The sequence below is a fragment of the Aquitalea sp. USM4 genome (assembly GCF_004328945.1).
Taxonomy (GTDB): Bacteria; Pseudomonadota; Gammaproteobacteria; order Burkholderiales; family Chromobacteriaceae; genus Aquitalea; species Aquitalea pelogenes.
Genome location: NZ_CP029539.1, coordinates 3,650,484 through 3,675,226, shown reverse-complemented (window position 1 = coordinate 3,675,226; position 24,743 = coordinate 3,650,484). Strand labels below are relative to the sequence as shown.

At 53.8% G+C, this 24,743-nt stretch carries 23 protein-coding genes and 1 other RNA gene; 18 read left to right on the top strand and 6 right to left on the bottom strand.

The annotated features are described in order from the left end of the window. Positions 1 to 93 precede the first annotated feature (93 nt). Positions 94 to 432, top strand: coding sequence for a P-II family nitrogen regulator (locus DKK66_RS16950; RefSeq protein ID WP_045846995.1), 339 nt, complete (start codon positions 94 to 96; stop codon positions 430 to 432). 88 nt (positions 433 to 520) lie between these two features. Here DKK66_RS16950 and DKK66_RS16945 read toward each other — a convergent pair whose 3' ends face one another. Next, positions 521 to 1,312, bottom strand: a complete 792-nt coding sequence (locus DKK66_RS16945) for an outer membrane protein assembly factor BamD (RefSeq protein ID WP_131359967.1) — start codon at positions 1,310 to 1,312, stop codon at positions 521 to 523. Between DKK66_RS16945 and rluD the strand changes: the two genes are divergently transcribed. The 8 genes from rluD (at position 1,311) to DKK66_RS16905 (ending at position 10,634) form a co-directional block, all read left to right on the top strand. After that, complete coding sequence (rluD, locus tag DKK66_RS16940) at positions 1,311 to 2,414, top strand: 23S rRNA pseudouridine(1911/1915/1917) synthase RluD (protein ID WP_131359965.1); 1,104 nt, start codon at positions 1,311 to 1,313, stop codon at positions 2,412 to 2,414. The two genes, DKK66_RS16945 and rluD, sit on opposite strands and share 2 nt — an antisense overlap. Then, positions 2,401 to 3,156 (top strand): peptidoglycan editing factor PgeF, encoded by a 756-nt coding sequence (gene pgeF, locus DKK66_RS16935; protein ID WP_131359963.1) that lies wholly within the window; start codon positions 2,401 to 2,403, stop codon positions 3,154 to 3,156. Before rluD ends, pgeF begins: the two co-directional genes overlap by 14 nt. 473 nt (positions 3,157 to 3,629) lie before the next feature. Continuing rightward, positions 3,630 to 6,503 (top strand): ribonucleoside-diphosphate reductase subunit alpha, encoded by a 2,874-nt coding sequence (locus DKK66_RS16930; protein WP_131359961.1) that lies wholly within the window; start codon positions 3,630 to 3,632, stop codon positions 6,501 to 6,503. Positions 6,504 to 6,702: 199 nt separating this feature from the next. Beyond that, entirely contained in the window at positions 6,703 to 7,095 is a 393-nt protein-coding gene (locus DKK66_RS16925) for a hypothetical protein (protein WP_131359959.1), read from the top strand. Positions 7,096 to 7,172: 77 nt separating this feature from the next. Beyond that, positions 7,173 to 7,445, top strand: coding sequence for a hypothetical protein (locus DKK66_RS16920; protein ID WP_131359957.1), 273 nt, complete (start codon positions 7,173 to 7,175; stop codon positions 7,443 to 7,445). Positions 7,446 to 7,463: 18 nt separating this feature from the next. Beyond that, the gene (locus DKK66_RS16915; protein ID WP_045847002.1) at positions 7,464 to 8,543 is read left to right on the top strand and encodes a ribonucleotide-diphosphate reductase subunit beta; all 1,080 of its coding nucleotides are present in this window, start codon (positions 7,464 to 7,466) and stop codon (positions 8,541 to 8,543) included. Between the two features lie 86 nt (positions 8,544 to 8,629). Beyond that, positions 8,630 to 9,994, top strand: coding sequence for a dGTP triphosphohydrolase (gene dgt / locus DKK66_RS16910; protein WP_165494211.1), 1,365 nt, complete (start codon positions 8,630 to 8,632; stop codon positions 9,992 to 9,994). A 1-nt stretch (position 9,995) separates the two neighbouring features. After that, positions 9,996 to 10,634 (top strand): hypothetical protein, encoded by a 639-nt coding sequence (locus tag DKK66_RS16905; protein ID WP_131359953.1) that lies wholly within the window; start codon positions 9,996 to 9,998, stop codon positions 10,632 to 10,634. 464 nt (positions 10,635 to 11,098) lie between these two features. Here DKK66_RS16905 and DKK66_RS16900 read toward each other — a convergent pair whose 3' ends face one another. After that, positions 11,099 to 11,419: a type II toxin-antitoxin system PemK/MazF family toxin gene (locus tag DKK66_RS16900; protein WP_131359951.1), complete on the bottom strand. Its 321-nt coding sequence runs from the start codon at positions 11,417 to 11,419 to the stop codon at positions 11,099 to 11,101. Continuing rightward, complete coding sequence (locus DKK66_RS16895) at positions 11,413 to 11,661, bottom strand: AbrB/MazE/SpoVT family DNA-binding domain-containing protein (protein WP_131359949.1); 249 nt, start codon at positions 11,659 to 11,661, stop codon at positions 11,413 to 11,415. Before DKK66_RS16895 ends, DKK66_RS16900 begins: the two co-directional genes overlap by 7 nt. An 820-nt stretch (positions 11,662 to 12,481) precedes the next feature. On the opposite strand from DKK66_RS16895, the gene DKK66_RS16890 reads away from it, so the two are divergent. The 3 genes from DKK66_RS16890 (at position 12,482) to DKK66_RS20240 (ending at position 17,281) form a co-directional block, all read left to right on the top strand. Then, complete coding sequence (locus DKK66_RS16890) at positions 12,482 to 15,019, top strand: hypothetical protein (RefSeq protein WP_165494210.1); 2,538 nt, start codon at positions 12,482 to 12,484, stop codon at positions 15,017 to 15,019. Next, positions 15,016 to 15,894 (top strand): hypothetical protein, encoded by an 879-nt coding sequence (locus DKK66_RS16885; protein WP_131359945.1) that lies wholly within the window; start codon positions 15,016 to 15,018, stop codon positions 15,892 to 15,894. The genes DKK66_RS16890 and DKK66_RS16885 overlap by 4 nt, the downstream gene beginning before the upstream one ends. Positions 15,895 to 16,594: 700 nt before the next feature. Beyond that, positions 16,595 to 17,281, top strand: coding sequence for a hypothetical protein (locus DKK66_RS20240; RefSeq protein ID WP_165494209.1), 687 nt, complete (start codon positions 16,595 to 16,597; stop codon positions 17,279 to 17,281). 53 nt (positions 17,282 to 17,334) lie between these two features. On the opposite strand, the gene DKK66_RS16875 is transcribed toward DKK66_RS20240, so the two are convergent. Together DKK66_RS16875 and yjjJ are read right to left on the bottom strand one after the other, a co-directional pair. Beyond that, a complete protein-coding gene (locus DKK66_RS16875) occupies positions 17,335 to 17,955 on the bottom strand; it encodes a hypothetical protein (protein WP_131359941.1) in 621 nt (206 codons plus the stop codon). Positions 17,956 to 18,085: 130 nt separating this feature from the next. Further along, positions 18,086 to 19,390, bottom strand: a complete 1,305-nt coding sequence (gene yjjJ / locus DKK66_RS16870; protein ID WP_131359938.1) for a type II toxin-antitoxin system HipA family toxin YjjJ — start codon at positions 19,388 to 19,390, stop codon at positions 18,086 to 18,088. Between the two features lie 196 nt (positions 19,391 to 19,586). On the opposite strand from yjjJ, the gene DKK66_RS16865 reads away from it, so the two are divergent. Further along, positions 19,587 to 20,051, top strand: coding sequence for a DUF2846 domain-containing protein (locus DKK66_RS16865; protein ID WP_045847006.1), 465 nt, complete (start codon positions 19,587 to 19,589; stop codon positions 20,049 to 20,051). Positions 20,052 to 20,117: 66 nt separating this feature from the next. Here DKK66_RS16865 and DKK66_RS16860 read toward each other — a convergent pair whose 3' ends face one another. Continuing rightward, positions 20,118 to 20,801, bottom strand: coding sequence for a M24 family metallopeptidase (locus DKK66_RS16860; protein ID WP_131359936.1), 684 nt, complete (start codon positions 20,799 to 20,801; stop codon positions 20,118 to 20,120). A 253-nt stretch (positions 20,802 to 21,054) separates the two neighbouring features. Here DKK66_RS16860 and DKK66_RS16855 point away from each other — a divergent pair, with 253 nt between their 5' ends. The 5 genes from DKK66_RS16855 to DKK66_RS16835 all read left to right on the top strand — a co-directional run bounded on the left by DKK66_RS16855 (position 21,055) and on the right by DKK66_RS16835 (position 24,742). Beyond that, on the top strand, positions 21,055 to 21,504 hold the full coding sequence (locus DKK66_RS16855) for an OmpA family protein (RefSeq protein ID WP_062788660.1): 450 nt from the start codon (positions 21,055 to 21,057) through the stop codon (positions 21,502 to 21,504). Positions 21,505 to 21,572: 68 nt separating this feature from the next. Next, positions 21,573 to 21,937, top strand: a transfer-messenger RNA (tmRNA) gene (gene ssrA, locus DKK66_RS16850). Between the two features lie 186 nt (positions 21,938 to 22,123). Then, positions 22,124 to 23,344 (top strand): integrase arm-type DNA-binding domain-containing protein, encoded by a 1,221-nt coding sequence (locus DKK66_RS16845; protein ID WP_131359932.1) that lies wholly within the window; start codon positions 22,124 to 22,126, stop codon positions 23,342 to 23,344. 70 nt (positions 23,345 to 23,414) lie between these two features. After that, positions 23,415 to 24,167 carry a hypothetical protein gene (locus tag DKK66_RS16840; protein ID WP_131359930.1) on the top strand — a complete coding sequence of 251 codons (753 nt, stop codon included), beginning with the start codon at positions 23,415 to 23,417 and terminating at the stop codon, positions 24,165 to 24,167. Positions 24,168 to 24,460: 293 nt separating this feature from the next. Continuing rightward, positions 24,461 to 24,742 (top strand): AlpA family transcriptional regulator, encoded by a 282-nt coding sequence (locus DKK66_RS16835; protein ID WP_131359928.1) that lies wholly within the window; start codon positions 24,461 to 24,463, stop codon positions 24,740 to 24,742. Position 24,743 lies beyond the last annotated feature (1 nt).

Genomic DNA, 24,743 nt, shown 5'->3' with positions numbered 1-24,743 from the left:
GTACATTAAGGCCATTCTGCGGCGAATGTCGGGCTATCAATCGTCCACAGCGCATTTACGGAACAATAAAGTCACCGCAAGGAGCACCTGAGCATGAAAAAAATCGAAGCCGTGATCAAACCCTTCAAACTGGATGAAGTGCGTGAGGCCCTGTCCGACCTTGGCATCAACGGCCTGACCGTCACCGAAGTCAAGGGTTTTGGCCGCCAGAAAGGCCATACCGAACTGTATCGCGGCGCCGAATACGTGGTGGATTTCCTGCCCAAGGTCAAGGTGGAAGTGATTCTGGCCGATGATCTGGTAGACCGCGCCATCGAAGCCATCGTGGCGGCCGCCCGCACCGGCAAGATTGGCGACGGCAAGATTTTTGTCACGGCAGTTGAGCAGGTGGTGCGTATCCGTACCGGCGAAACCAACGAAGACGCGATTTGATCAGCCCGCACCATTCGGCCCACCCGAATGGCAGGCAAAGAAAAAGGCCGCAAACGCGGCCTTTTTTTCATACGGCATCAGGCATGAATTACTTCCACACCTTCCACCACGGCATCTCCTGCACTTGCCACGGCTGGGTCAGATAGGCGCTCTTGGGGTAGTTCAGCGCCAGCACGCGCTTGGCGTCGTCGCCCAGCTTGGTCATGCCCAGCTTGTCGTAGGCCACCGACATCAGCGCCAGTGCTTCTTCCGGATACTTGGTGTTGGAGTATTCCTTCACCACGTTCTGCGCACGGTTGGCAGCCGCCAGGTAAGCGCCGCGTTTCATGTAGTAACGCGCCACATGCATTTCGCCGCCACCCAGTGCATCCACCAGACGGTTCATCTTTTCCAGCGCATCCGCACTATACTTGCTGTTCGGGAAGCGCGTGGTCAGCTCGCGGAAGGCAAGGAAGGATTCGCGGGCGGCTTTCGGATCGCGCTCGCTCATGTCCTGGCCAGCCCATTTCGACAGCATGCCCTGATCGTCGTTGTAGTAGACCAAACCCTTCAGGTAGTACACGTAGTCCACATTCGGGTGGGCCGGGTGCAGCTTGATGAATCGGTCGGCAGCGGCGACAGCCAGCTCGGGTTCGTTATCCTTGTAATGGGTGTAGGCCAGGTCCATTTCGGCCTGCTGGGCATAGCGACCATAGGGGTAGCGCGCTTCCAGCGTTTCGTACAGCTTGACAGCACGGGTATAATTACCGCTGTTCAGTTCATCCCGAGCTTCCGAGTAGAGCTTTTCCACGGTCCAGCCGCGCGTTTCGTCGTAGGTTTCCGTGGTTGCACAACCGGCAAGCCCCATCACCAACATTGCTGCTACAACGTATCTTTTCATGACCGATCCTTACTATGACTCGGAGGATTATAGCGATATCTCGGAAAACGAGGTATCTGCAAGTCAACAGCTGGAGGTTCCGCTATCCATGGGTAGCGAACGCCTCGATGCAGCTCTTGCCAAACTCCTCCCCGATTACTCCCGCAGCCGCCTGACCCAATGGATCAAGGATGGCCATGTACTGGTGGACGGCAAAGTCGTCCCCCCGAAAACCAGGCTGCTGGGTGGCGAAAAGCTGGACGTTACCATTGTTCAGTCAAATGAAGAAATGGCTTACCAGGCGGAAGCCATGGATTTGCCCATTATTTATGAAGATGAACACATTCTGGTGGTGAACAAACCGGCCGGCCTGGTGGTTCACCCGGCCAGCGGCAACTGGACCGGCACCCTGCTCAACGGCCTGCTGCACCACTGCCCCGCGCTCGCCCACGTGCCGCGCGCCGGTATTGTGCACCGGCTGGACAAGGACACCAGTGGCCTGATGGTGGTAGCCAAGACCGTTCCCGCACAAACCGAACTGGTACGCCAGCTGCAAGCACGCACGGTAAAGCGCATTTACCGCGCCATTGCCGATGGCGTGGTGCCGTTTGACGGCACCATCAGCACCCAGATTGGCCGCGACCCGCACAACCGCCTGAAAATGGGGGTGCTGAAATTTGGCGGCAAGCCGGCCATTACCCATGTGCGTGTGCTGGAACGCTTCGACAGCCATTCCTATATCGAATGCAAGCTGGAAACCGGCCGCACCCACCAGATTCGCGTGCACATGCGTGAAGCCCGCCATCCGCTGGCCGGCGACGCCGTATACGGCAACCCGCGCCACAAGATGGACGACTACGTGGCCGACGCGGTCAAGCTGCTGGCCCGTCAGGCCCTGCACGCCTACAAGCTGGCGCTGGTTCACCCCGCCACTGGCGAAGAGCGCAGCTGGCAGGCCCCCATCCCGGATGACTTCATGCACCTGCTCAACACCCTGCGCGGCGAAGGCGGCGAACGACTGGAACAGGCCGTCCTGGGTGAAGAAGGCGACGAAGAAGACTGGGACGACGAGGATGATGAAGACGACGATGGCGACATCGAGGTGATTTATGTCCGTGACTGACGCTGCCAGCCAGTGGATCAAGGCCGACTGGCCCGCCCCGGCCAATGTGCACACCCTCATCACCACCCGCCAGGGTGGCCACAGCCTGCAGCCGTTCAACAGCTTCAACCTGGGCAGCCATGTCGGAGATGATGCCGACGCCGTGGCCGCCAACCGCGAACTGCTGCGCAGCCACCTGCCGGACGAACCGGCCTGGCTGAACCAGGTACACGGCACCCATGTGGTGAATGCCGCCGAAACAGGCGACACCCTGCAGGATGCCGACGCCAGCTACAGCACCACGCCTGGCAAGATATGCGTGGTGATGACGGCAGACTGCCTGCCGGTATTGCTGTGTAATGACGCCGGCAGTGTGGTGGCGGCAGCCCATGCCGGCTGGCGCGGCCTGTGCGATGGCGTGCTGGAAGCCAGCGTGGCCGCCACCGGTGTGGAAGCCTCCAGCCTGATGGCCTGGCTGGGCCCGGCCATCGGCCCGGATGCCTTCGAAGTGGGTGCTGAAGTGCGCGCTGCCTTCATGGCGCAGGACCCGGCAGCCGAGCACGCCTTCACAGCCATTGGCGAAGACAAATACCTGGCCGACATCTATCTGCTGGCACGCCAGCGACTGGCCGCGCTGGGTATTGACCGGGTATACGGTGGGGATTTCTGCACTGTCATCGACCGCGAGCGTTTTTTCTCCTATCGCCGCGACAAGATTACCGGCCGCATGGCCAGCCTGATCTGGCTGCAAGCGCAAGACTAAGCTGCGACTCACCCCGAACGGCAGCCCGCCCCGCGCAGGCTGCCGTTTTTTCATGCCGTCCTGCTGGCAAGCAATGCAGAAAAAGATGAAACGTCATCAATTTTTCATGCCAAAGGCGTAGCGCCCCCGCAACACAGGGCCGACACCATATCTTGTGGTAAATCCGCAGCAGCACCCAGATGCTTGTCTTTACTGGATTTCTTGCCAACGACAAAAGCAGACAGTTAACGCTCAAAAATTTCCGATACCGCTGCAAGCCTTATCTGGCGCGGATTTCACATTTTCCGATGCGCTGTCAAGACTTGCCCAGACCGTAACAGACCACTAGAATTTGGGCCAACTTAGCAGTACAAACATACATATTGTGTTTATTCACAACGAACACACAGCTTTTCAACAGACTTGTCCACAGCCCTGCCCGGCCTACCCGGCAGCCGCAGCGCGAAGGACGCAAACCACCCAAAGAGGGCTCCATGCAACTGACCACCTTTGAAGGGCAAACCGCCGCCGAACTCGGCCGTGCCGCCGCCCCCCAGGCCGACTTCAGCCACTACAAGACCATTCGCCGCAATGGTGCCGTAGTGGCATTCGAGCCGGTCAAGATCTCCATCGCCATGACCAAGGCATTCCTGGCCGTGATGGGGCATCAAGGCGCCACCTCCGCCAGCATTCGTGACAAGGTTGCCCAGCTGACCGAACTGGTGGTCAACGCCCTGATGCGTCGCAAGCCCGAAGGCGGTGCCATTCATATCGAAGATATCCAGGACCAGGTGGAACTGAGCCTGATGCGCTTTGGCGAACACGACGTGGCCCGCGCCTACGTGCTGTACCGCGAACAACGCTCGCAAGAGCGCGCCGCCCGTGGCGAAGCGCTGACCCAGATCCAGATCAACGTCATCCGCAAGGATGGCCGAAAGCAACCGCTGGACATCGCCCGCCTGCGCGCCGGCATCGAATCCGCCGCCCAGGGCCTGGCCGGTATCGACATCGACGCCATCCTGTCCGAAACCCTGAAGAACATCTACGACGGCGTATCGCTGGACGAAGTGAACAAGTCCGCCATTCTGGCCGCCCGTTCCATGATCGAACAGGACCCGGCCTACGACTATGTCACCGCCCGCCTGCTGCTGGACAGCATCCGTCTGGAAATCATGGATGAATCGGTAAGCCAGGAAGAAATGGCCGAGCGCTATGCCGAGTACTTCCCGCAATTCATCAAGAAAGGCATTCAGGCCGAACTGCTGGACGAAAAGCTGGCCGAGTTCGACCTGAAAAAACTGGGTGCCGCCCTGGACGCCAAGCGCGACCTGAAATTCGGCTACCTGGGCCTGCAAACCCTGTTCGACCGCTACTTCCTGCACATCGACGGCACCCGCATTGAAATGCCGCAGGCCTTCTACATGCGTGTGGCCATGGGCCTGGCACTGAACGAAGTGAACCGCGAAGCCCGCGCCATCGAGTTCTACAACGTGCTGTCCAGCTTCGACTTCATGTCGTCCACTCCGACGCTGTTCAACTCCGGCACCCGTCGCAGCCAGCTGTCCAGCTGCTACCTGACCACCATTGCCGACGACCTGGACGGCATTTACGAAGGCCTGAAGGAAAACGCCCTGCTGTCCAAATTTGCCGGCGGCCTGGGTAACGACTGGACCCCGGTACGCGCCATGGGCTCCCACATCAAGGGCACCAACGGCAAGTCGCAAGGGATTGTTCCCTTCCTGAAAGTGGTGAACGACACCGCCGTGGCCGTCAACCAGGGTGGCAAGCGCAAGGGCGCGGTATGTGCCTACCTGGAAACCTGGCACGCCGACGTGGAAGAGTTCCTGGAACTGCGCAAGAACACCGGTGACGACCGCCGCCGCACCCACGACATGAACACCGCCAACTGGATTCCGGACCTGTTCATGAAGCGTGTGATGGAAGGCGCGGAATGGAGCCTGTTCTCCCCGTCCGAAACCCCGGACCTGCACGACCTGTACGGTGCCGCCTTCGAAAAACGCTACCAGCACTACGAAGCCATGGGCGAACGTGGCGAGCTGAAAGTGTACAAGCGCATTCCGGCCCTCAGCCTGTGGCGCAAGATGCTGACCATGCTGTTTGAAACCGGTCACCCGTGGGTTACCTTCAAGGACCCGTGCAACATCCGCAGCCCGCAGCAGCACATGGGCGTGGTACACAGCTCCAACCTGTGCACCGAAATCACCCTGAACACCAACGACGACGAAATCGCGGTGTGCAACCTGGGCTCGGTCAACCTGGCCGCCCACATGGGTGCCGACGGCAAGCTGGACGCCGAGAAGCTGCAACGCACCATCCGCATCGCCCTGCGCATGCTGGACAACGTGATCGACATCAACTTCTACCCGGTGAAGAAGGCACGCAACTCCAACCTGAAGCACCGTCCGGTGGGCATGGGCATCATGGGCTTCCAGGACTGCCTGCACATGAAGCGCGTACCGTACGCCTCGCAGGAAGCCGTTGAATTTGCCGATGAATCCATGGAAATGGTGGCCTACTACGCCTACTGGGCAGGCACCGAGCTGGCCGAAGAACGTGGCCGCTACCCGTCGTACAAGGGCAGCCTGTGGGACCGTGGCCTGCTGCCGCAAGACAGCATCAACCTGCTGGCAGCCGAACGCGGCGGCTACCTGGAAATGGACCGCACCGAACGCCTGGACTGGAACGCCCTGCGTGAACGCATCAAGCAACACGGCATGCGCAACTCCAACACCCTGGCCATCGCCCCGACTGCCACCATCGCCAACATCATTGGCGTGTCTGCCAGCATCGAGCCGACCTACCAGAACCTGTTCGTGAAATCCAACCTGTCCGGCGAATTCACCGTCACCAACGAATACCTGGTGCGCGACCTGAAAAAAGCCGGCCTGTGGGACGAAGTGATGGTTGCCGACCTCAAGTACTTCGACGGCAGCCTGGGCCGCATCGACCGCATTCCGGCCGAGCTGAAAGCCATTTACGCCACCGCCTTCGAAATCGACCCGAAATGGCTGGTGGAAGCGGCATCGCGCCGTCAGAAATGGATTGACCAGGCCCAGTCGCTCAACCTGTACATGGCTGGTGCATCCGGCAAGAAACTGGACGACCTGTACAAGCTGGCGTGGATTCGTGGCGTGAAAACCACCTACTACCTGCGCACCCTGGCAGCCTCCAGCGCCGAGAAATCCACCGGTCGCGGTGGCGAACTCAACGCAGTGGCCAGTGGCCTGAACCCGGCCTACAACGCCGCCGCCGAACAAAGCGCCCCGGTCGCCGAAGTGGACAACACGCCGGCCACCGACGCCAAGTTCTGCAGCATTGACAATCCAGACTGCGAAGCTTGCCAGTAAGGAAGTCGATATAAATCTAAATCGGCATTGCTGATTTAGACACATGGTCAGCCTCCCGCGAGGCTGACCCATTCTTAAACGCGTTGCCATGCAGCCCGCTTAAGAATGGGGAAGTGTAAAAGCAAACAAGATGGCAGCCAGCCCGCGGCCAGCCATCATCTGAACAACGCCCACGAGGCGCTAACAATCAGAGATGCCCATGACACTTCAGGAATTTTTCAAACAATACAGCCAGGCCTATTCGGCACTGGATGCAAAAGCCGTCTACGCCATGTTCACCCGCCCTTTTGTGGCGGTATTTCATGGCCAGACGGCGGTTTTTGGAGAACGCGATACCGACGCCCTGTACCAGGCCACCGTCGGCATCCTGGACTACTACCGCGACCAGGGCGTCACCAGCGCCAGCTGCTATCTGGCCGAAGTACTGCCCTTTGGCAGCGACCTGGCCAGTGTGAAAGTGCGCTGGACCGCCAAGCGCGACCAGGCCGAACCGTGGATATTTGCCACCGCCTACCACCTGAAACGGGAAGACGGCCAATGGCGCATCTACGGCGTGGCCCAGTACGAAGAACACAGCCACCCGGCCCACTAATCAGGCCGGACGGGCTTCTCAAGCCGGTTGGCCCACCAGCCGGCTTCGGAAGCAAACAACACACGGGGGACACAGGCATGAGCACCACCCTATTTTGCAGCGCCAGCCGCGCCGCACAGCACCCGGAACAAGACCGCTACCGCAAGCTGGGCCTGGTGCTGGTAGACCTGCCCGAAGCGCTGCGCGAAACGCCAGCCGGCCCCCGCACCGCCATCCGCATCATGCGCCAGAGCGCCATGCAGCTGGAACAAGCACCCTGTCAGCCCGACAGCAGCACCAGCACGCATGCCCTGCCCGGCACGCAATACCAGATCCAGCCAGCCGCCCCGCAAGGCGTAGCCGGCAAATAAACACGGAGAATCCAATACATGTTGAGCTTTGACGACACCCCGGTACAAAAACCGTCCGTAGCCCCTACCGACAGCAACAGCGCAGGCCGCGTCAACGCCGTGGACAAGAAAGTCATCAACGGCACCACCGACGTCAACCAGCTGGTACCGTTCAAGCACAAATGGGCCTGGGAAAAATACCTCGCCCAATGTGCCAACCACTGGATGCCGCAAGAAGTAAACATGCAGCGCGACATCGAACAATGGAAAACCGGCCAGCTGACCGAAGACGAAATGCGCATCGTCAAGCGCAACCTGGGCTTCTTCGTTACCGCCGACAGCCTGGCCGCCAACAACATCGTGCTGGGCACCTACCGCCAGATCACCAGCCCGGAATGCCGCCAGTACCTGCTGCGCCAGGCCTTTGACGAAGCCATCCACACCCACGCCTACCAGTACATCGTGGAAAGCCTGGGCCTGGACGAAGGCGAAGTGTTCAACGCCTACAACGAAATCAAGTCCATCCGTGACAAGGACGAATTCCTGATTCCGTTTATCGACGTACTGTGCGACCCGGCCTTCAAGACCGGCACCCTGGAAAACGACCAGAAACTGCTGCGCTCGCTGATCGTGTTTGCCTGCATCATGGAAGGCCTGTTCTTCTACGTCGGCTTCGTGCAAATCCTGGCACTGGGCCGTCAGAACAAGATGACCGGCGCGGCCGAGCAATACCAGTACATCCTGCGTGACGAATCCAGCCACTGCAATTTCGGTATCGACCTGATCAACACCATCAAGCTGGAAAACCCGCAGCTGTGGACCGAAAGCTTCAAGGCCGAAATCGTCGAGCTGTTCAAGAAAGCCGTGGAACTGGAATACGCCTACGCCGAAGACACCATGCCGCGTGGCGTGCTGGGCCTGAACGCCAGCATGTTCAAGGAATACCTGCGCTTTATTGCCAACCGTCGCATGCAGCAGATTGGCCTGGACCAGTTGTTCCCGGGCGTGAACAACCCCTTCCCGTGGATGAGCGAGATGATTGACTTGAAGAAGGAGAAGAACTTCTTTGAGACCCGCGTGACGGAGTATCAGACTGGCGGGGCGTTGAGCTGGGATTGAGTCATGCTCGATATTGACGTTGCATAACAAAAAAAGCACACTTCCCTAAGTGTGCTTTTGATTTTCACCGAATGGATAAATTTAAAATGTCAATTAAATTTACTGCAAAACGATTTCGAAAAAGTTCAGCAACCAACGCCTCTAAACGGTCAATTCTTGAAGAGGCATTAAGTGATCGTGGCAGGGTAATTTTTTCTGCATCTTTCAGAAGGCTGATGAATAAAGCCCAAGTGTTCTCGCTTGAGCCAAACGCATCCGTAAGAACCCGTCTTACACACTCTCTTGAAGTAGCTCAAGTCGGGATGCTCATCGTTGATAAAATTCGGCTTCTAATTGAGAATGAACCAAACTCAAAAGAAAATAGGAAATGGAAAAAACTTGACAAAAAAACGTGGCTTGCGATACGTACCTATGTCGAAACCGCATGTCTACTTCATGATATTGGCAACCCTCCATTCGGGCACTTTGGTGAAAAAGCTATTCAAAACTGGTTCAAGAAAAATAGTAACATTTTTAGCAATACTGTAAGTGAGAAGCAAAAATTTGACTTCTTAGGGTTTGATGGAAATAAGCAAGGATTTAGAATAGTCACCAAATTACAGAGAAATATGGATGACAAATTTGGCCTGAACTTATCATATTCCCAACTTGCCTCACTAATTAAATATCCGGTACTCAACCCTGCGAATCCAAGCAAGTGTGGCTATTTCTTCAGCGAGAGATCTCATAAGAAATCAATATGGGTAGAATTGGGACTTAAAAAAGATCAGAGATATCCTATATCGTTCCTAATGGAGGCAGCAGATGATATTGCGTACTGTATCAGCGACCTCGAAGATGCTCACGAAAAAAATATAATCAAAATTTCTCACATGAGAGATATTTGCCGGCAATTAAAAATCAGCAAAGAAAACCGGGAAAATTTCACCCAAATAAGAACCAACTTTACAAATCACCTTGCAGATATAGCAGCCAAGAATTTCATTCTAAAGATAAATGAAAAATTCAAAAATCAACACCCACTCATTGATAACGTTCCAATAACAGATCAAATTAAGAAAATAACACAGAAACACGTTTACTCATCCCCCATCGTTCTAAATAATGAAATAATTGGCTTCAATGTAATTGACGGCATTTTAAATAAGTTCAAACCCTTAATGGAAATGGATCCTAGCGACTTTAAAAAACTAGCAAAATGTACGGCTCACGATAAAAATTTATATGCAAGGAAAATTTACCCGATAACGAAGAAGTACACATCAGAACCTAGCATGATTGCAACACTCCCAGTAAAGCACATACTCGCCTATCTTGACGAGGTAAAAGAAAATAAAGAATGTGAATTATTTTACAGATTACACTTAATAACGGATTACATCGCAGGAATGACTGACCAGTTTGCGTTAAGCACCTACCAATTCTTAACCGGTCGTGGAGTGGATAATTAACATGAATTCAAAATCACTCATTAATGAGGATACTCATCCCATTTTATTTATAAAAAAAATATTAGAAATTGAACCTCAAATAACCGAATTCAACTTCAGCATATATATATATAAAAAAAGAAGCCGAGAAGACAAAAGAAAAACATTCTCCATACAAGCAAGCCAGGTTAATAAAATGTGGCTGGATAATATCCTATGCAATCTATCCAAAAATGAGGAACTTGCTTTTGAATCTAGGATTAGAATAGGGAGTAGAACAAGGCACATTCCAATGCTGGACTGTTCAGGAATGTCAAAAAATCAATTATCAGCAATCGTTAGTATTCTGCCAGAAAAGTATAGATGCAACCCAATCTCGTTTTATTCAGGAAGATCATTTCATATTTATTACCCAACCTTATTATCAAAAGCAAATTGGGTCAAATTCATGCTATCCGCCCTGCTATGCAACACTCCAGGAAATCAAGTAATCGACCAAAGATGGATAGCCCACCGATTACTAGCCGGTTACGGAGCCTTGAGGTGGTCATTTAATACAGATACGTATAAAGAAATGCCATTTTTAGTTGAAAATGACTTACTAGCTTTAACGAAAAATGAAAAAAATAAATTAATATTTCAATCCCTACACGACAGTTAAGAATGTTTAGAATTGGGCATTGAGTCTTGAGTGGCATCTCTGCATCAGCTTGCACTGATAGGATAGGGCTGCTTCGGTAAGACTTCCAGGGAATCTCTGAACAAGTCTCCGAGCAGAAAATTTCGACATAATAAAATTAACGCGTCATGCAACATCAACGCAGGAATTGATCACTTGTTCAGAGTATTCCTAGAAATTAAGATCGAGAAATACCTGTCGACGAGGATCACCCGATACGAGTCAATCTCCACCGCATCAACGCACCCACAGCCCCCGTCAAGCACGCCGGCGGGTAGCCGTAGGCTATGCTTGCGGGGTGGCCCTGGAGGTGAAGGAGGTAAACCATCCTTCCCATCTGCTGCGCGGAAGCGGCATGCAAACCATCATCTGTGCCGCGGATGCAAGCCAGGCTTCATATCCTGCGCGATACCGCACCAGCCAAAGGATTGCAGCCTTCGTAACACTCACATGGCAAACACTTCCTGCAAGGTTTCCAGTGTTGCCGTCAGCGTTTCGTTCTCCACCTCACCAAGCTTCTTGACTAGCCGGGTCTTGTCCAGCACGCGAATCTGATCCAGTAATATCAGGCCTTGCTTGCCCTGAAATGTGACCGGTATCCGGTATGGCGCGGGTTTGCTACCAGTGGTCATGGGGGTAACGATGACCGTGCGCAGATAGTCGTGCATCTCTGGCGGTGACACCACCACGCAGGGGCGGGTTTTCCGAATTTCGCTACCGACGGTCGGGTCAAGATTGATTAACCAGACTTCACCGCGCCTTACCATGTCAGCGCCTCATCACCCTCATTACCGAATTCCGGGTAAACCAGCGCATCGTCTCCGGCATCGGCCACTGCCTGACTGGCTGCGGCCCAACCCGTCCGGACTTGCTCTTTGGGCTTGGCCAGCATGATGCCTTCTGGCGTTACCGTCATTTCGACTTCGCCGTCAAAGCCGAACTGGGTAATCAACGCCTTGGGAATGATGACCCCTTGCGAGTTGCCCATTTTCCTTAACATGGCTTTCATCACGTTCTCCTTGTGGGTGTGCAGGCACACAGCTGATTAATGTTATAACTTTGTTATTACGTCGGCAAATGCTGCATGTCAACAAACCATGCCGCAGTCAACATCCCTTGCCCCGAAGGGGCGATCCACCACGCAACGCTGCCGAATAAATCCATTTTCCCCATCGAAAAACCACCGCACCGACGCCACCCTCGGCCCCGTTAAGCATGGCGACGGGTGGCCGACGAGGTAAGTAATCGCCTGCGATGTTTGAGCGGTTTGACGTTAGGAGATCGCGTGTTCAGGCGCGCCTCGCTCCGGTCGGGCCCTGTCGGGCAGCCGCAGGCCATGCTTGCGGGGTGGCCTTGGAGGTGTAGGAGGGCTTGGCCAAGCAAAGGCCCCTTCCCCGCCGCCGCGCGGAAACGGCAACACAAAACATCATCCGAGCAGCGAATTTCTGCCTTGCACTTTCCATTTTCCAAATTATCCTACCGAATAGCGGATTGTTAGTGCTAGTAGCGTGACCGATACGGAACGTCACAAGACGCCTGTTTAAAAAATCCTTCTGATCCTTACCCAGAAAATGATGGAAATTCCATCAGCTTTTTCCACCGCTCCCAAGCATTCAAGTTATTCCGCATCTTCCATATCACCAATACTGCTTCTTAAACAGTATTTCCCACAATCTCAGAACAAGCCTTACTAAACCAACAAAGCAGTCTCGTTATAACGCCTTGAGATGTGAGCAACGACCGACCAGGCTACACCTATGGTCAATTGCAATGACGCTCAAGGCCGGGCACCGTATGCCGCATTACCAATAAAGTGCCAGGAGCCCCCCATGCTGATTAGTCCACCTCGATTAAATATTCCTCAAGGCGAAAATGAAAGTTACGAAGAGTGGTTAAACCACTTCATGCCATCGACAGCACGAGGGGGATTTCCAATTGGCTCATATGGGCAATGGCATCTTGGGTTACATCTAAGCAATATTGTTGGCGATAGCCGAACAGGCGAAATTGACATTTGCGCGATTGCGGATGGAATCGTCATTATCAGCCAAAATAGTGGTGATATTCAACCTGATGTTAATGAAGATGCTGAACCTGGAGCTACGTATAGAAGAGTTGATTCTCGCGGTGTAGTTGTGTTGCGTCACGAGACTGAAATCGGCGAGGGAGACGAAGGTAAAATTGTATACTACTCTGTATATCATCACCTTGGAATAATATCTGAAAAAGCGCAAAAATTAGGAATGCCAATTTATAGAAAAGAGTTGATAGGCTATCCCGGAAGGGTTGGCGCTCAACCAGGTATACACATGGAAATATTTTGCACAGAAGAAAACTTAAAGAAGATAACTGGCAGAACCAGTGGCGACTTCGATTATAGAAATAAAAATGGTCGTATGAATATAATATATGGAGATGTGCACTTCTACATTCCTGCAAAGACCAATGCATATACATTTACAAATGACATCCCGCCTCTGGATAAAGCCCAACCAACATCCAGTGGAGTTCAAATTGGGGTTGAACTGTTTTTAACAATGCGCTTTGCAAAGGGGCAGATTGAATTGCACACACGCATCAAAGTAAACAATGAGTATATAGAAATATTACCAGCGACAGACAGAAGAACCTCAGGAAAGCCACCCGCCAATACAATCACAAATTATTCATTTAGCTACCATGATTACGAATATGACATGTACCTCCTAGCCAGAGAACTACAAAGAATGCACCCTGAAAATGCATGCAGCAGCATCTACGAATTATTACGCTTTGGTCGTGTCATTAATAGAGAGAATGAATCGAACATTTCAGCCAATGTCCCACATTGGCACTTAATAACCATGCCGGACAAAAGTCAAAAATGGGTTAACTTGCACCAGGCAGACATCAAGATATTTAGTGATGGCGACTTCCCGCCATGGACGGGATGGAAGCTAATTGATGGAACACAAGATGCAACAAGTCAATGCACAAATTCAGAAATTCTGAGTTTATTGCAAAAAGATGGGCAGCCTATTAGTAAAAATTCCATTGCAGAAAGATTAATGAACCATGAAGTAAACAAGAAGTTTTCAAAAATGATATGCAAAAGACGCAGTGAGTGGAATGAAAATTACATCATGAAGATGGAACACTGGCGAACCATCAAATCCTCAACCAATCCCGAACCAATGACAATCAATGAATACAATGGAAATTTCAAGTCAGACTCATTAAAACTTTGTTTCTGGCGAGTGCTAATGGAAAGAAACAATACAATAATTCCTGCAGCTAAACTATGTAGTTTTCAGATAAACCCAGAAAATGTTATCACTAAAAAGTTCAAAAACAACAATAGCCAACTCAATGAAGCCGGGAAAAAACTGGCCGCATCCATTGAAAGCATAAACACTGAAATCAAAAGTTACGCTAAAGGATACACCGCACTACTTGAAGAGGAGCTATTCTTCTTCAACCCTGCTTCATTTATTGCACATTTTCATAAAAACATGTGGCTCTCCAATCATGAATTGGCACAGTTGATACCGAGAGTTTACTACTCATACAACGCGAGTAATGAAAGCAAAGGTCTTTTAAACTATTCAACCGCACTTTATCGAAGCTGCCACATTTTAAATAGAAACCATTCTTTCAATAAAATGGCAAGAAAGTATGGCTTAGACGAGCGTATCAGATTTAGCCATTTATTGGCCCAAGAACTTACAGAAATGTTCATGGCATCAACAACAGAAGAAATTGGAAGGGGCCGGCAACAATTGAAAAATGGGAACTTGGTATGGCCACAACCCGCAATGGAATATTATCAAGCATTTTACGGTCGCGGCCATATGCAGCTTACATGGCCTGACAATTATGAAAAGTACGGAGACTATAGATCCAAGAAAAATTTACCAGACAATACGAAAGGCATTTACACCGATGAAAGAATAACAGCATCCAGCACCCATTACTGGGGAAATCCAAAAGATGAAGAAAGAAGAACCAAAAAGAAAGCAATACCAAAACAGTGGTATCCGCGATACGACCCAGCCCGTTTAGTGGAAATTCCTTACAACAGCGCTGATAGCGGAGGGTGGTATTGGGTTTCAAAGACAATAAATGGAAAGACTGGGCAGATCAATATATCACGCCATGCGGACAGAGGGCTATCGAGCGATGCAGTTGGCCGTGTTTCTGTGATGATAAATGGTGGTGGAAATGGATATTTTGACAGGCAAAGCTTCGCAACTTTTCTTGCGAACTTCTTGCTTAACGGCAGACTGGCCGATAGAAACATTATTAAACACATTACAAGAAATAATGGAAAAAACCTGATCACAAAATCAATTGCCGTTGATTTTTCTCCGCAAAGGAATGAAAAATGAGCCAATTCATAAAAGTCAGTATGATTTTCTTTGCCATGCTGAGCAATCCCAACCACGCCGAAACAATCAAAGTCACCCCAAATCCTATCAAAAATTCTTACAAATCATTTGAAGGAAAATTACCAACTGGCTGGAGTTCAGATTTCCTGATACGAACAATAGCGCCCCAAAAGGACAGGTCAGCATTTGTTGGTGCAATCATCAAGCCATGGCCAGGAGAAAATGGAAAATTCATTGTTGCGCTTTGTACCGCCAAGGATGGTACTTCAAGGCATCAGCTTGATCTTCGAACAGACGGCTGCTCAAACGAAAGCTCAGAACTCTATCTTGGTGTTTTTGGACTGGAAATAACACAAAAGCAATCAGCGTATATCTTATTGGCTAAAACAGCGATGCCAGTAACAGACAAGGTTGACTGGACTGCATCCAACATAGACGGCAATGATGCTGACTGCCTGAGCAACTTCAAGGTATGTAACAAAGGGAGTTCATTTCCTGACGTGTGGACATATATTGACAATACGCCCTATCGCATCAATAAAGAAAATCCAACATTTGGCATTAATGCCGAGTGGCGGAACAATTTTGCTGGCAGTGGCAGCAGCACTTCATCTGCACTGTATTTGATTTCCCAGTTTGATGACAAACTGAAAGTCGTCTTTTCGGCCCCAATGAGTTACTTCAAATCGATTGAAGGTGAATGGAACAGCAAGCACACAAAACAGATAGTTGAAGAAACCTTTGCCAAAAACTATCTGATCATTTCAAACAAAAAAATACATGGCTATAAAAATATTCTGCTGCGCGAAAAAAATGGAACATGGCACAGAATTTATCAGTGGGATAAGGAAAAGAAAGTCTATATTGGCCAATAGTTATCGCCAACCAATCACTATCAAACCCACAACACCAACACGCCGACGGGTGACCGGGCGATGTATATAATCGCCTGCACTGTTGGAGTGATTTGACGTTAGCAGATAGCGAACACGGGCATATTTCGCTGCGGAACGCCCCGATAACGCAGGGGCTTCCGCCCTACATGCCGACCCCGTAGGGTGGATGCCCCAGAGGGGCAATCCACCGCGCAACGCTGCCTAATAAATCCATTTCCCCCATCGAATAACCACCACACCGACGCCACCCATGGGCCCCGTCAAGCATGCCGACGGGTGGCCGGGGCGAGGTCTTAAGCGCCTGCAATGTCTGAGCGATTTGACGTTAGCAAATCGCGAGTTCAGGCGCGCCTCGCACTGGTCGGGCCCTGTCGGGCAGCCGCAGGCCATGCTTGTGGGGTGGCCTTGGAGGTGAAGGAGGGCTTGGCCACTCAAGCCCTCTTTCCCGTCCGCCGCGCGGAAGCGGCAACACAAAACATCATCCGCGCAGCGGATTCCCACTTAGGGCTGAACCATTGGTCAATCCCACTCGCACAACCATCTATTGCCGCAATGGATATTGACCGCTAGCCTCCAAGACTTGCGTTTAACAACGCAACGGGTTTGGCGACCCATCACCAGCAAAAAACCAAGTAAGCAACCTATTAACTTGCGTCTATTGCACGTGAAGGACATCGCCATGACCGAAACCAAGCTGCATCCCCCTCCCCTTACCCTGTCCTACCTCGGCAAACCCATCCGCCTGCACCTCCACCCCCACACCTGCTGCCTGCACGGCGACGACATCCTGCAACTATTCGGCCCACGCCTGCGCCATCGCCTGCAACACATCCTCCAACAACACCCCGGCTGCCAGCACCCACAGCACGACAGCCAACAACACTACTGGCCGGAAAACACCCTGCAACAGGTACTGCGCCAAATCCATCGCCCCGCTACGGAACGCCTGCGCCACTGGCTGAACCGCCAAGTCCTCCCCGCGCTGCAACAACGGCCAAGCGATGCGCCACGCCACGACCAGGCATTGGCCATGGCGGCGGAGGCCGGGCAGCAGATCAGCCATGCGGTATTACGTGCGGTTCTTGAACAGGGACAAGGTTGGCAGCATGGCCATTGGCTGCTGACACTGCGCTTCACCCCCAACCACGCCAGCCGCCATGCACATGGCCGACTGGTGGCGCTCAACAGCCAGGCCACGCCCTTGCAGGCATTGGCCCAGCACATTGCCGGGCCGGACGGTTTACCAAGCAGCAATGTCGAGCTGCTGCGGCTGGCGGAAGCTTGCCATCAGCTATTGGCCAGACGGATGAACAAACAGGCGTGGCGGGTGGAGGCGGCGGAGACAGGAACAAGACAAGGTGACTGAAGAGTAACCATCCCGGCCTAACACTTGCCAGTAGTAGGCCGGGTTAACAAACATCAGCTGCGGGAAATAACTACGCAAACGGCAGCCCATGCCCAGCCATTGACGGGGGCTTTGACCTCATTGTGCTCAATGGCAGCAGTAAAACCAGGACCTAGCAGCTTGTCGACATTGGACTTGATAGTACTCAGCCTTTGAGTGAGCTGTTCATTAGCCTTGTCCAGATCTTCAGCCCGGAAGTCAGTGTAGAAGGCGAATACTCCAAATTTGAGGGAGCTTTGGTCGCGCTTGCGCGCCAGGATGGTTTGTATGCGCTTGATATCGCTTTCATAGTTGGATTTGTTACGCACATTGTTTTTGACTTCTATCACCGCACGGGGTGTGCCATTTGCCCACCACAGGACAATGTCGACCCGTCCTTCAATGCGAATATCAGGATGGAACTTACCGCGCCCGGTGGCATTGGCATCTGTCAGTGCTGCATAGGTGCCGTTTTCTAGCGTGATGTATTTAGTGCCTTCCAGCGTGGCCAACGAACGCGCAATTTCGGTGGTGATGAAGTATTCCGGACCCCAGCACACCCAGGAGCCGGACATTTCGTTGTAGGAATTTTGTGCGTTTTCAATGCCATCAAGACACGCTTGGACAATTGCATTCTTTGCAACAGGGCCAGCCATAAATTTTCCTTACAGGGAGTAAAAATAGCCATTTTGCATCAATTGCAATTCACGGTCATTCCATCAGGGATTCATTGCTAGTTTGTATGACCTTGAGCAAATCCGAACATGTCCATCAATACTCACCAGCTCAGCCCAGCCGTGAAATGCGCGCAGCGGCTGTGTCGATATGCGCGCCCAGTGCAGCAATGCAGGGAGCAAAACGGGCGGAGAACCCGTCATGCGCCCGCAGGCGGGCGTGGAAGTCCTGCGCCAGCGTCAGGGCCTGCCGCCAGATGTCGGCGGGCACTTCGGCGCGCAGATTGGCCTCGGGCAAGGTGTCGGCCAGTGCCCCTCCACCGCGCGGGGCAAAGGCCATGGGCAACATGTCGTAGGCCGGGGCCAGTTGGTAGGGGCGGCCATGCAGGCTGGTGAAGGACAGGTTGCCGCTGTGCATGTCGGTATTGCCAATCAGCGTGCCAAACGCCCACAGCAAGGCGGCACCGGCTTGCGACTGGGGCGTGACATGGCCTGCCGCTATCAGCCGTTGCACCACCACCGGCCACGGCGCATGGGCAGCGCCGACAAATTCGGCATCCAGCGCACGCAAGGAGAACACCGCCACCCGCCCCAGCGGGCCTATGCGGTCGAAGCGCGGTACTTCCAGAAAGCGCTGGCTGCCGAAATCCCACAAGCCGGTGCTGACGCCCAGCACGGCCAGCGCCAGGTGCTCGGCCAGCAGCAGATCGCGCCAGCGCTGGCTGACGACGTTGTCTTCGGCAGCGGTGAATTTCACCAGCACATGGCCGTGCTCGGTGTAGGCGCAGAACTTGGGCTGCTCGCCCCCGGCAGACGAACCGGGCAGCTCGCCCGCGCTGGCAGCCAGCGCCAGCGCCGGATAGTGCGTGGCACGCTCCACCGGCTGTGGCTGCGGCATGGACAGGAAGTGCTGACGGGCGGCGTCGCCAATCAGCAGGTTGCCAATGATGTCATGGCCATGGGTCAGCAAGGCGCGCAGGATGTCGGCATCACCCCAGTGCTCCGGATTGGCGGGCAGGCCCAGGCTGGCAGCGTGGGCTGCTGCATAGGCGCGCCCCAGATAGCCTTGCGGCCGCATGTCCTCCAGCCACCACGGCAGCCCGCTGCTATGCAGCCATACGCCATCGGTCTGCTGCATGACAAAGCCGTCCGGTCGCACTGGCAGCAGGCGGCCCAGCTCCACGATCTGCCCGGCATCGCTGACACGATAAACCGGCACCGCCAACTGGCTGCGCGCGCTATCACGCAGTGCGTAGTGAATAGCTGGCCCGGCACCCAGGCGCAGCACCTCGTCACCCAGCGCCGCCAGCGCACGGGACACCGTTGGCTGACTTAGCCCTGTTATTTCAACAAGTTGCCGCGCGGTGCGTAGTCCGCCAGCCAGTTGCTGGCGCAGGGTTTCGGCATGTCGTGACATCGCATGAATGAATACATGAATAGATAGTTGAATAGCTATTGTAGTTAATGCGGGGGCAGCCGTCACCAGCTGCGCATTTGTCAGTGCCTGCCTGGTAATGACAGTGCAGCGGATAAATTATTTGTCATCAATCTTAATGACGTGGGAATAATCCGGTAAAATGTAAATATTTGTTAACGCATCACTGGAGAATGTTGTGAAGATTTGCACCGCTGCTGCCCTTATCGCTGCCGCACTGCTGACCGGCTGTGCCTCGGTCGACATGGCGTCCAAAGAAGAATCCGCCCGCGCCAAAACCTTTGCCGCCCCTTCCGCAGGCAAGGCCGGGCTTTACATTTACCGCAACAGCTTTGTGGGCAAGGCGCTGAAGAAAGACATTTTTGTTGATGGCAAGTGTGTGGGTGAAAGTGCTCCGGACGTGTTCTTCCGCACCGAGGTGGCTGGCGGGATGATGCACAAGCTGGACACTGAATCGGAATTCTCTGCCAACACCATCGAATTGATGACCGAAGCGGGCCGTAACTACTTTGTCCGCCAGTACATCAAGCTGGGCGTGTTTGTGGGCGGTGCCGGGCTGGAGCCGGTGACGGAAGAACAAGGCAAGGCTGACGTGCTGAAGCTGGAACTGGCCAAGGGCGGCCATTGCGACGGCACGCCCTGATCTGACAACGGGCTGTCACACAGGTCAACGCCGGCACTTGCCGGCGTTTTGCATGCTGCGCTGGCCTCATGGCGCGGGCTGGCGTACCAGCAGGTCTTCGTAAAACGCGCCGTAAGGCAGGGATGGATGGCGGATCTGGACTTCCAGAATCCACACGCCGGCGTCCGGGCAGTCGGCAAAATCGCCCAGTTTGCCCGCCTGATAAATGGCGTGCGGAAAGTCGGACACGCGGTGGCCCCGCACTTCCAGATTCAGCTGCCAGCCCAGCGCTGCCGCGCGCTCGGCTGCATAGTCGTATAGCGCAGTCCCGGCACAGCCGGTGGCTTGCCAATGCTGGCTCACCATCTGCCACAAGGCATGGCAGGCATCCACGCAGGCACGCATGGCCGGGTTATTGCCGGTGACAAAGCTGGCGCCGCTGTCCCCTTCGTGCCCATCCCACACCACACCCAGGTCGATGAAATAGATATCGTCCTCACCCAGCACATTGTCCGGGTCGTTTTTCTGCTTGAAGGTTTTCAGGGTGCTGGAGCCAAAGCGGATGACGATGGCGTGCCAGATGCGTTCCATGCCCATGTTTTCCAGCGTGGCCTTGGCCAGCTGCTTGGCTTGCTGCTCCGTCATGCCGGGTTGAATGTGCGCGGCAATGCGGTGAATGGCATCAAAGGTGCGGTCGCGGGCGTGCAGCATCTTGCCAAGCGAATACTGCGGGCCAACGGCTTGCGGGCCGGGTGTCACGGTGGCGGGCATCTCACCTCCTGTGCGGGAAAGTTTGAAAACCAGCCACAAAACTAGCATGGCCAGCGGCATGGCGGGCTGCCCTTGCACGCCATCATTTGCCCCGGCTGCGACATGGGCGGGGGCAAATGCTGCGTTACATTAGCAAATTCCCATACAGGCTTGTCATCCCGCCGGGATTAACCGCGTTATACAGACAGGCGGCGCTGTGCCGCGCATGGGTGCCTTACCGCACCCTCCTCTTCCCCTACTGGAAAAAACAAACATGAAACGCATTCTGCTTTGCTGCCTTGCCACTGTTGCCCTGTCTGCCTGTTCCAGCCACAAACCGCCGCAAGCCCCGGCCGTTGCCCCGCAAGCCGTGGCACCGCAAGCGGCCAAGCCGGTAGTAGACAGCGCAGCCCTGGCCAAGGCCGCGCTGGAGAAGAAGATTGATGCCAATATGGCAGCCAACCCGTCTTTCATTCCGTTTGCTGCCGACAGCCGCGAGCTGGATGAGGCAGGCAAAGGCCAGATCCTGCGCCAGATTGCCAGCTTCCAGTCCAGCAAGAAGCTGATTATCCGTGGTTACTGCCACCATGGCCGCGCCGTAGCCCACGCCCGTGCCGTGGCGGTGAAACAGTTCCTGGTGGCATCCGGCGTACCGGCCAAACACCTTGTTGTCCGGTACAACACCGACAAGGACGCCCAGGGCGTGCAGATCGCCAGCAAGTAAGCCAGATCACCCGGCACAGCCGGGCTGGTGCTGAGCACGGTTTATCTATATAATTGTCAGTCTTATCTGGGGGCGACCTGGTTTCGACGGGGGTTGCGAAGCAGATGGGGGCATACCGGGATTTCAGTCATCCCGTAAAACACTGAATTTTTTTAGTCGCAAACGACGAAACTTACGCTCTAGCAGCCTAACGGCCGGCTAGACACTACAACGGTTCGCAGATGGGCCGGGGGCGTCAAAACCCTGTAGTGTCACTTTACATCTGCTAGTGCCTTTCCGGGTTACTTGGTCTGGTGCGAAACTTTAGGTAACTCGCCAAAGCTCAGCCTGTCCGTCGGCGTAGCGGAGGTTAAATCCAAATGACACGACTAAGTATGTAGAACTCACTGTAGAGGACTTTCGGACGCGGGTTCGATTCCCGCCGCCTCCACCAAATTAGCATTTCACACCTTGTCACGGTGTGCCAAGAACCCCGAGAAATAAGCCTCTCGGGGTTTTTTTATGGCTTTTTACCGTGTCATGACGTGTCTTGACATGCCCCCACCCCAGGGGGCATAAAAGGGGGCATAAGCAACGGGGGCACAAGTCGATGCCCCCAAGCCTCTGAAAGATGCCCCCTATGCCCCTGACCGCTACCGCCTGCAAGAACGCCAAGCCACGCGAGGACGGCAAGCCCCTGCGCCTCAGCGACGAAAAAGGCATGTATCTGGAAGTCATGCCGAATGGCGCAAAGTACTGGCGCTTGAAGTACCGCTTCAATGGCAAGGAGAAGCGTCTAGCCCTGGGGGTATTTCCTGAAGTTGGCCTTGCCGATGCCAGAGAGAAGCGCGACGAAGCCCGCCGCCAGCTGGCCGAAGGTATCGACCCGGGCGAACTGCGCAAAGTCACCAAGGCAACCAGCAAGCTGAGTGCTGAAAACAGCTTCGAGGCCGTTGCCCGCGAGTGGTTTGCCAAGTACCTGCCGACATGGAGCGAGGGCCACGCCACCCGCATCATTCGCCGCCTGGAGCGCGACATATTCCCTTGGCTGGGCAATCGCCCTATTGCTGAAATCACCGCTCCGGAACTACTGGCCAGCCTGCAGCGCATCGAGAAGCGCGACGCCATCGAGACCGCCCACCGCGCCATGCAGAACTGTGGCCAGGTTTTCCGCTATGCCGTGGCCACCGGACGAGCCGAGCGCAACCCGGCTGCCGACCTGGTGGGGGCAATCGCCCCCGCGGTAAAAACATCGTTCCCCACCATTACAGACCCCAGCAAGATTGCCGAGCTGCTGCGCGCCATCGATGGCTACAAGGGTAGCTTCATCACTCAATGCGCCTTGAAGCTGGCACCGCTGGTGTTTGTACGCCCAGGCGAGCTTCGCAAGGCTGAATGGTCGGAGTTTGACCTGGAACACCAGCTTTGGACGATACCGGCCGAGCGCATGAAGATGCGGGAAAAGCATTTCGTCCCGCTGTCACAGCAGGCTGTCGCCATCCTGACCGAGCTGCAGGCCCTGACCGGCAGCCGCCAGTATGTTTTCCCTGGCGCACGGACCAATGGCCGGCCAATGAGTGACAACACCGTCAACGCCGCCCTGCGCCGCCTTGGTTACAGCAAAGAAGACATGACCGGCCACGGCTTCCGGCACATGGCATCCACCCTGCTGAATGAGCAGGGGTGGAACCGGGACGCCATCGAGCGCCAGATGGCCCATGCCGAGCGCAATAGCATCCGGGCAACCTACAACTATGCCGAGTACCTGCCGGAACGAACCAAGATGATGCAGTCCTGGGCGGACTACCTGGACGGCTTGAAGGCCGGCGCAAAAGTGACACCGCTATTCAAGACAGCCTGACACCAGCTTTGCCGACACCTAGCCCGACGGGGCGAAAGGCGGAAACCCTTGCCGGAGGAGAGTGATGAATATGAAGCCAACTAACAAGATAGAACTACCTGCACGGGAATATTACAAGCTTAGCCAGTGCGCAGATATTTTAGGATGTACTATTGACGATATATTGCACCTAGGTGCCGAAAGAAAAATTAGAATATGCATATACATTGGCCATATTGTAGAAAATTTCTTCGAAGCCACTTACAATCCAGAAAACAGAACACTAAAGTCCATACGCATTGATGATTTGGATTGGAATGAGCGCATAAATAAATGGAAAAAATGCTCATCACTACCCTGGGCCGATGAACATGGTAAGTATGGCGCACTACTAGAAGGGTTGGTCCCCCTGACAGCGACAACCATAAGAGAACTTGAGCTGACGGGGAAATATGGCTGGCCAATAAGAATATCGGAAAGAGTAAATAAAAATACTTTCAATTACTTCGAAATAGATGAAAATGATGGGCTATTGTTTTCAGAGCCATTAATAACTCATTCCGAACTTGAAGAAATTAAAGCTGGCAACCGCTCCGCCAAGAAAGAAGAAGACCTCCCTGCTGAGAGACCCCTACCAAGGAGACAAGATGGAATGGCAAGAGTTATTGCAGCCCTTGCCGCCGGATATCTTGGCTCAACGGATGACATTGGAAGCAAAGCCAAGCAAATTCTTGATGACCTTGCCGAAACACAAGACAGAGGTGGACTCGTCGGACTACAGCTTCCAGACGTTAAGACTTTGCGCGGCTATCTCAAGCAAGCACAAGAGCAGATAAAGAGGTAATTCCCTCAAAGCCAACGGTAATTCCCTAGATACCGCCACTACACGGCTTTACATTTCCGTCACGAAAAGTCGTGACGTAGCAACAAGCGTCACATTTCAAAACGTGGCGCTTTTTTTGCGCCTGACAGACAGGAAATCTGGCCATGTCGCAGCAATCACACAGTTTCGTATACCGCCATAATTGTAAGTTGCCAACCGAGGCCGATATGGTATTGACACGGCAATCCACGAACGGCGACATTATGAATGTCCGCCATGTCATTTCTTTTTTGTAAGCCGCAAAAAGAAATAACATGCGACACCACTCGACTGCCAATACTGGCAAAACCATCAAGATTGCCGACGCACAAGCCGGCATCCTCGCCCCCTATGGCGCGCTGCCTGCAACCGGTTTTGTCCGGCTTGCTGACCTGCGCCAGATTATCCCGCTGTCTGACTCTTCCATTTGGCGAAGGGTAAAAACTGGAACCTTCCCAAAACCCCTGAAGTTATCTGAGCGCGTGACTGCTTGGAACGTGGTGGACATCAGGAAATTCCTTGCCGATCCGGTCAACTATCAGGCTGATGCGGCATAAG

Bases quoted from the DNA above. Each gene is read 5' to 3' on its own strand.
- DKK66_RS16950 (WP_045846995.1), top strand. From the start codon at position 94: ATGAAAAAAATCGAAGCCGTGATCAAACCCTTCAAACTGGATGAAGTG.
- rluD (WP_131359965.1), top strand. From the start codon at position 1,311: ATGACCGATCCTTACTATGACTCGGAGGATTATAGCGATATCTCGGAA.
- DKK66_RS16945 (WP_131359967.1), bottom strand. From the start codon at position 1,312: ATGAAAAGATACGTTGTAGCAGCAATGTTGGTGATGGGGCTTGCCGGT.
- pgeF (WP_131359963.1), top strand. From the start codon at position 2,401: ATGTCCGTGACTGACGCTGCCAGCCAGTGGATCAAGGCCGACTGGCCC.
- DKK66_RS16930 (WP_131359961.1), top strand. From the start codon at position 3,630: ATGCAACTGACCACCTTTGAAGGGCAAACCGCCGCCGAACTCGGCCGT.
- DKK66_RS16925 (WP_131359959.1), top strand. From the start codon at position 6,703: ATGACACTTCAGGAATTTTTCAAACAATACAGCCAGGCCTATTCGGCA.
- DKK66_RS16920 (WP_131359957.1), top strand. From the start codon at position 7,173: ATGAGCACCACCCTATTTTGCAGCGCCAGCCGCGCCGCACAGCACCCG.
- DKK66_RS16915 (WP_045847002.1), top strand. From the start codon at position 7,464: ATGTTGAGCTTTGACGACACCCCGGTACAAAAACCGTCCGTAGCCCCT.
- dgt (WP_165494211.1), top strand. From the start codon at position 8,630: ATGTCAATTAAATTTACTGCAAAACGATTTCGAAAAAGTTCAGCAACC.
- DKK66_RS16905 (WP_131359953.1), top strand. From the start codon at position 9,996: ATGAATTCAAAATCACTCATTAATGAGGATACTCATCCCATTTTATTT.
- DKK66_RS16900 (WP_131359951.1), bottom strand. From the start codon at position 11,419: ATGGTAAGGCGCGGTGAAGTCTGGTTAATCAATCTTGACCCGACCGTC.
- DKK66_RS16895 (WP_131359949.1), bottom strand. From the start codon at position 11,661: ATGAAAGCCATGTTAAGGAAAATGGGCAACTCGCAAGGGGTCATCATT.
- DKK66_RS16890 (WP_165494210.1), top strand. From the start codon at position 12,482: ATGCTGATTAGTCCACCTCGATTAAATATTCCTCAAGGCGAAAATGAA.
- DKK66_RS16885 (WP_131359945.1), top strand. From the start codon at position 15,016: ATGAGCCAATTCATAAAAGTCAGTATGATTTTCTTTGCCATGCTGAGC.
- DKK66_RS20240 (WP_165494209.1), top strand. From the start codon at position 16,595: ATGACCGAAACCAAGCTGCATCCCCCTCCCCTTACCCTGTCCTACCTC.
- DKK66_RS16875 (WP_131359941.1), bottom strand. From the start codon at position 17,955: ATGGCTGGCCCTGTTGCAAAGAATGCAATTGTCCAAGCGTGTCTTGAT.
- yjjJ (WP_131359938.1), bottom strand. From the start codon at position 19,390: ATGTCACGACATGCCGAAACCCTGCGCCAGCAACTGGCTGGCGGACTA.
- DKK66_RS16860 (WP_131359936.1), bottom strand. From the start codon at position 20,801: ATGCCCGCCACCGTGACACCCGGCCCGCAAGCCGTTGGCCCGCAGTAT.
- DKK66_RS16855 (WP_062788660.1), top strand. From the start codon at position 21,055: ATGAAACGCATTCTGCTTTGCTGCCTTGCCACTGTTGCCCTGTCTGCC.
- DKK66_RS16845 (WP_131359932.1), top strand. From the start codon at position 22,124: ATGCCCCTGACCGCTACCGCCTGCAAGAACGCCAAGCCACGCGAGGAC.
- DKK66_RS16840 (WP_131359930.1), top strand. From the start codon at position 23,415: ATGAAGCCAACTAACAAGATAGAACTACCTGCACGGGAATATTACAAG.
- DKK66_RS16835 (WP_131359928.1), top strand. From the start codon at position 24,461: ATGCGACACCACTCGACTGCCAATACTGGCAAAACCATCAAGATTGCC.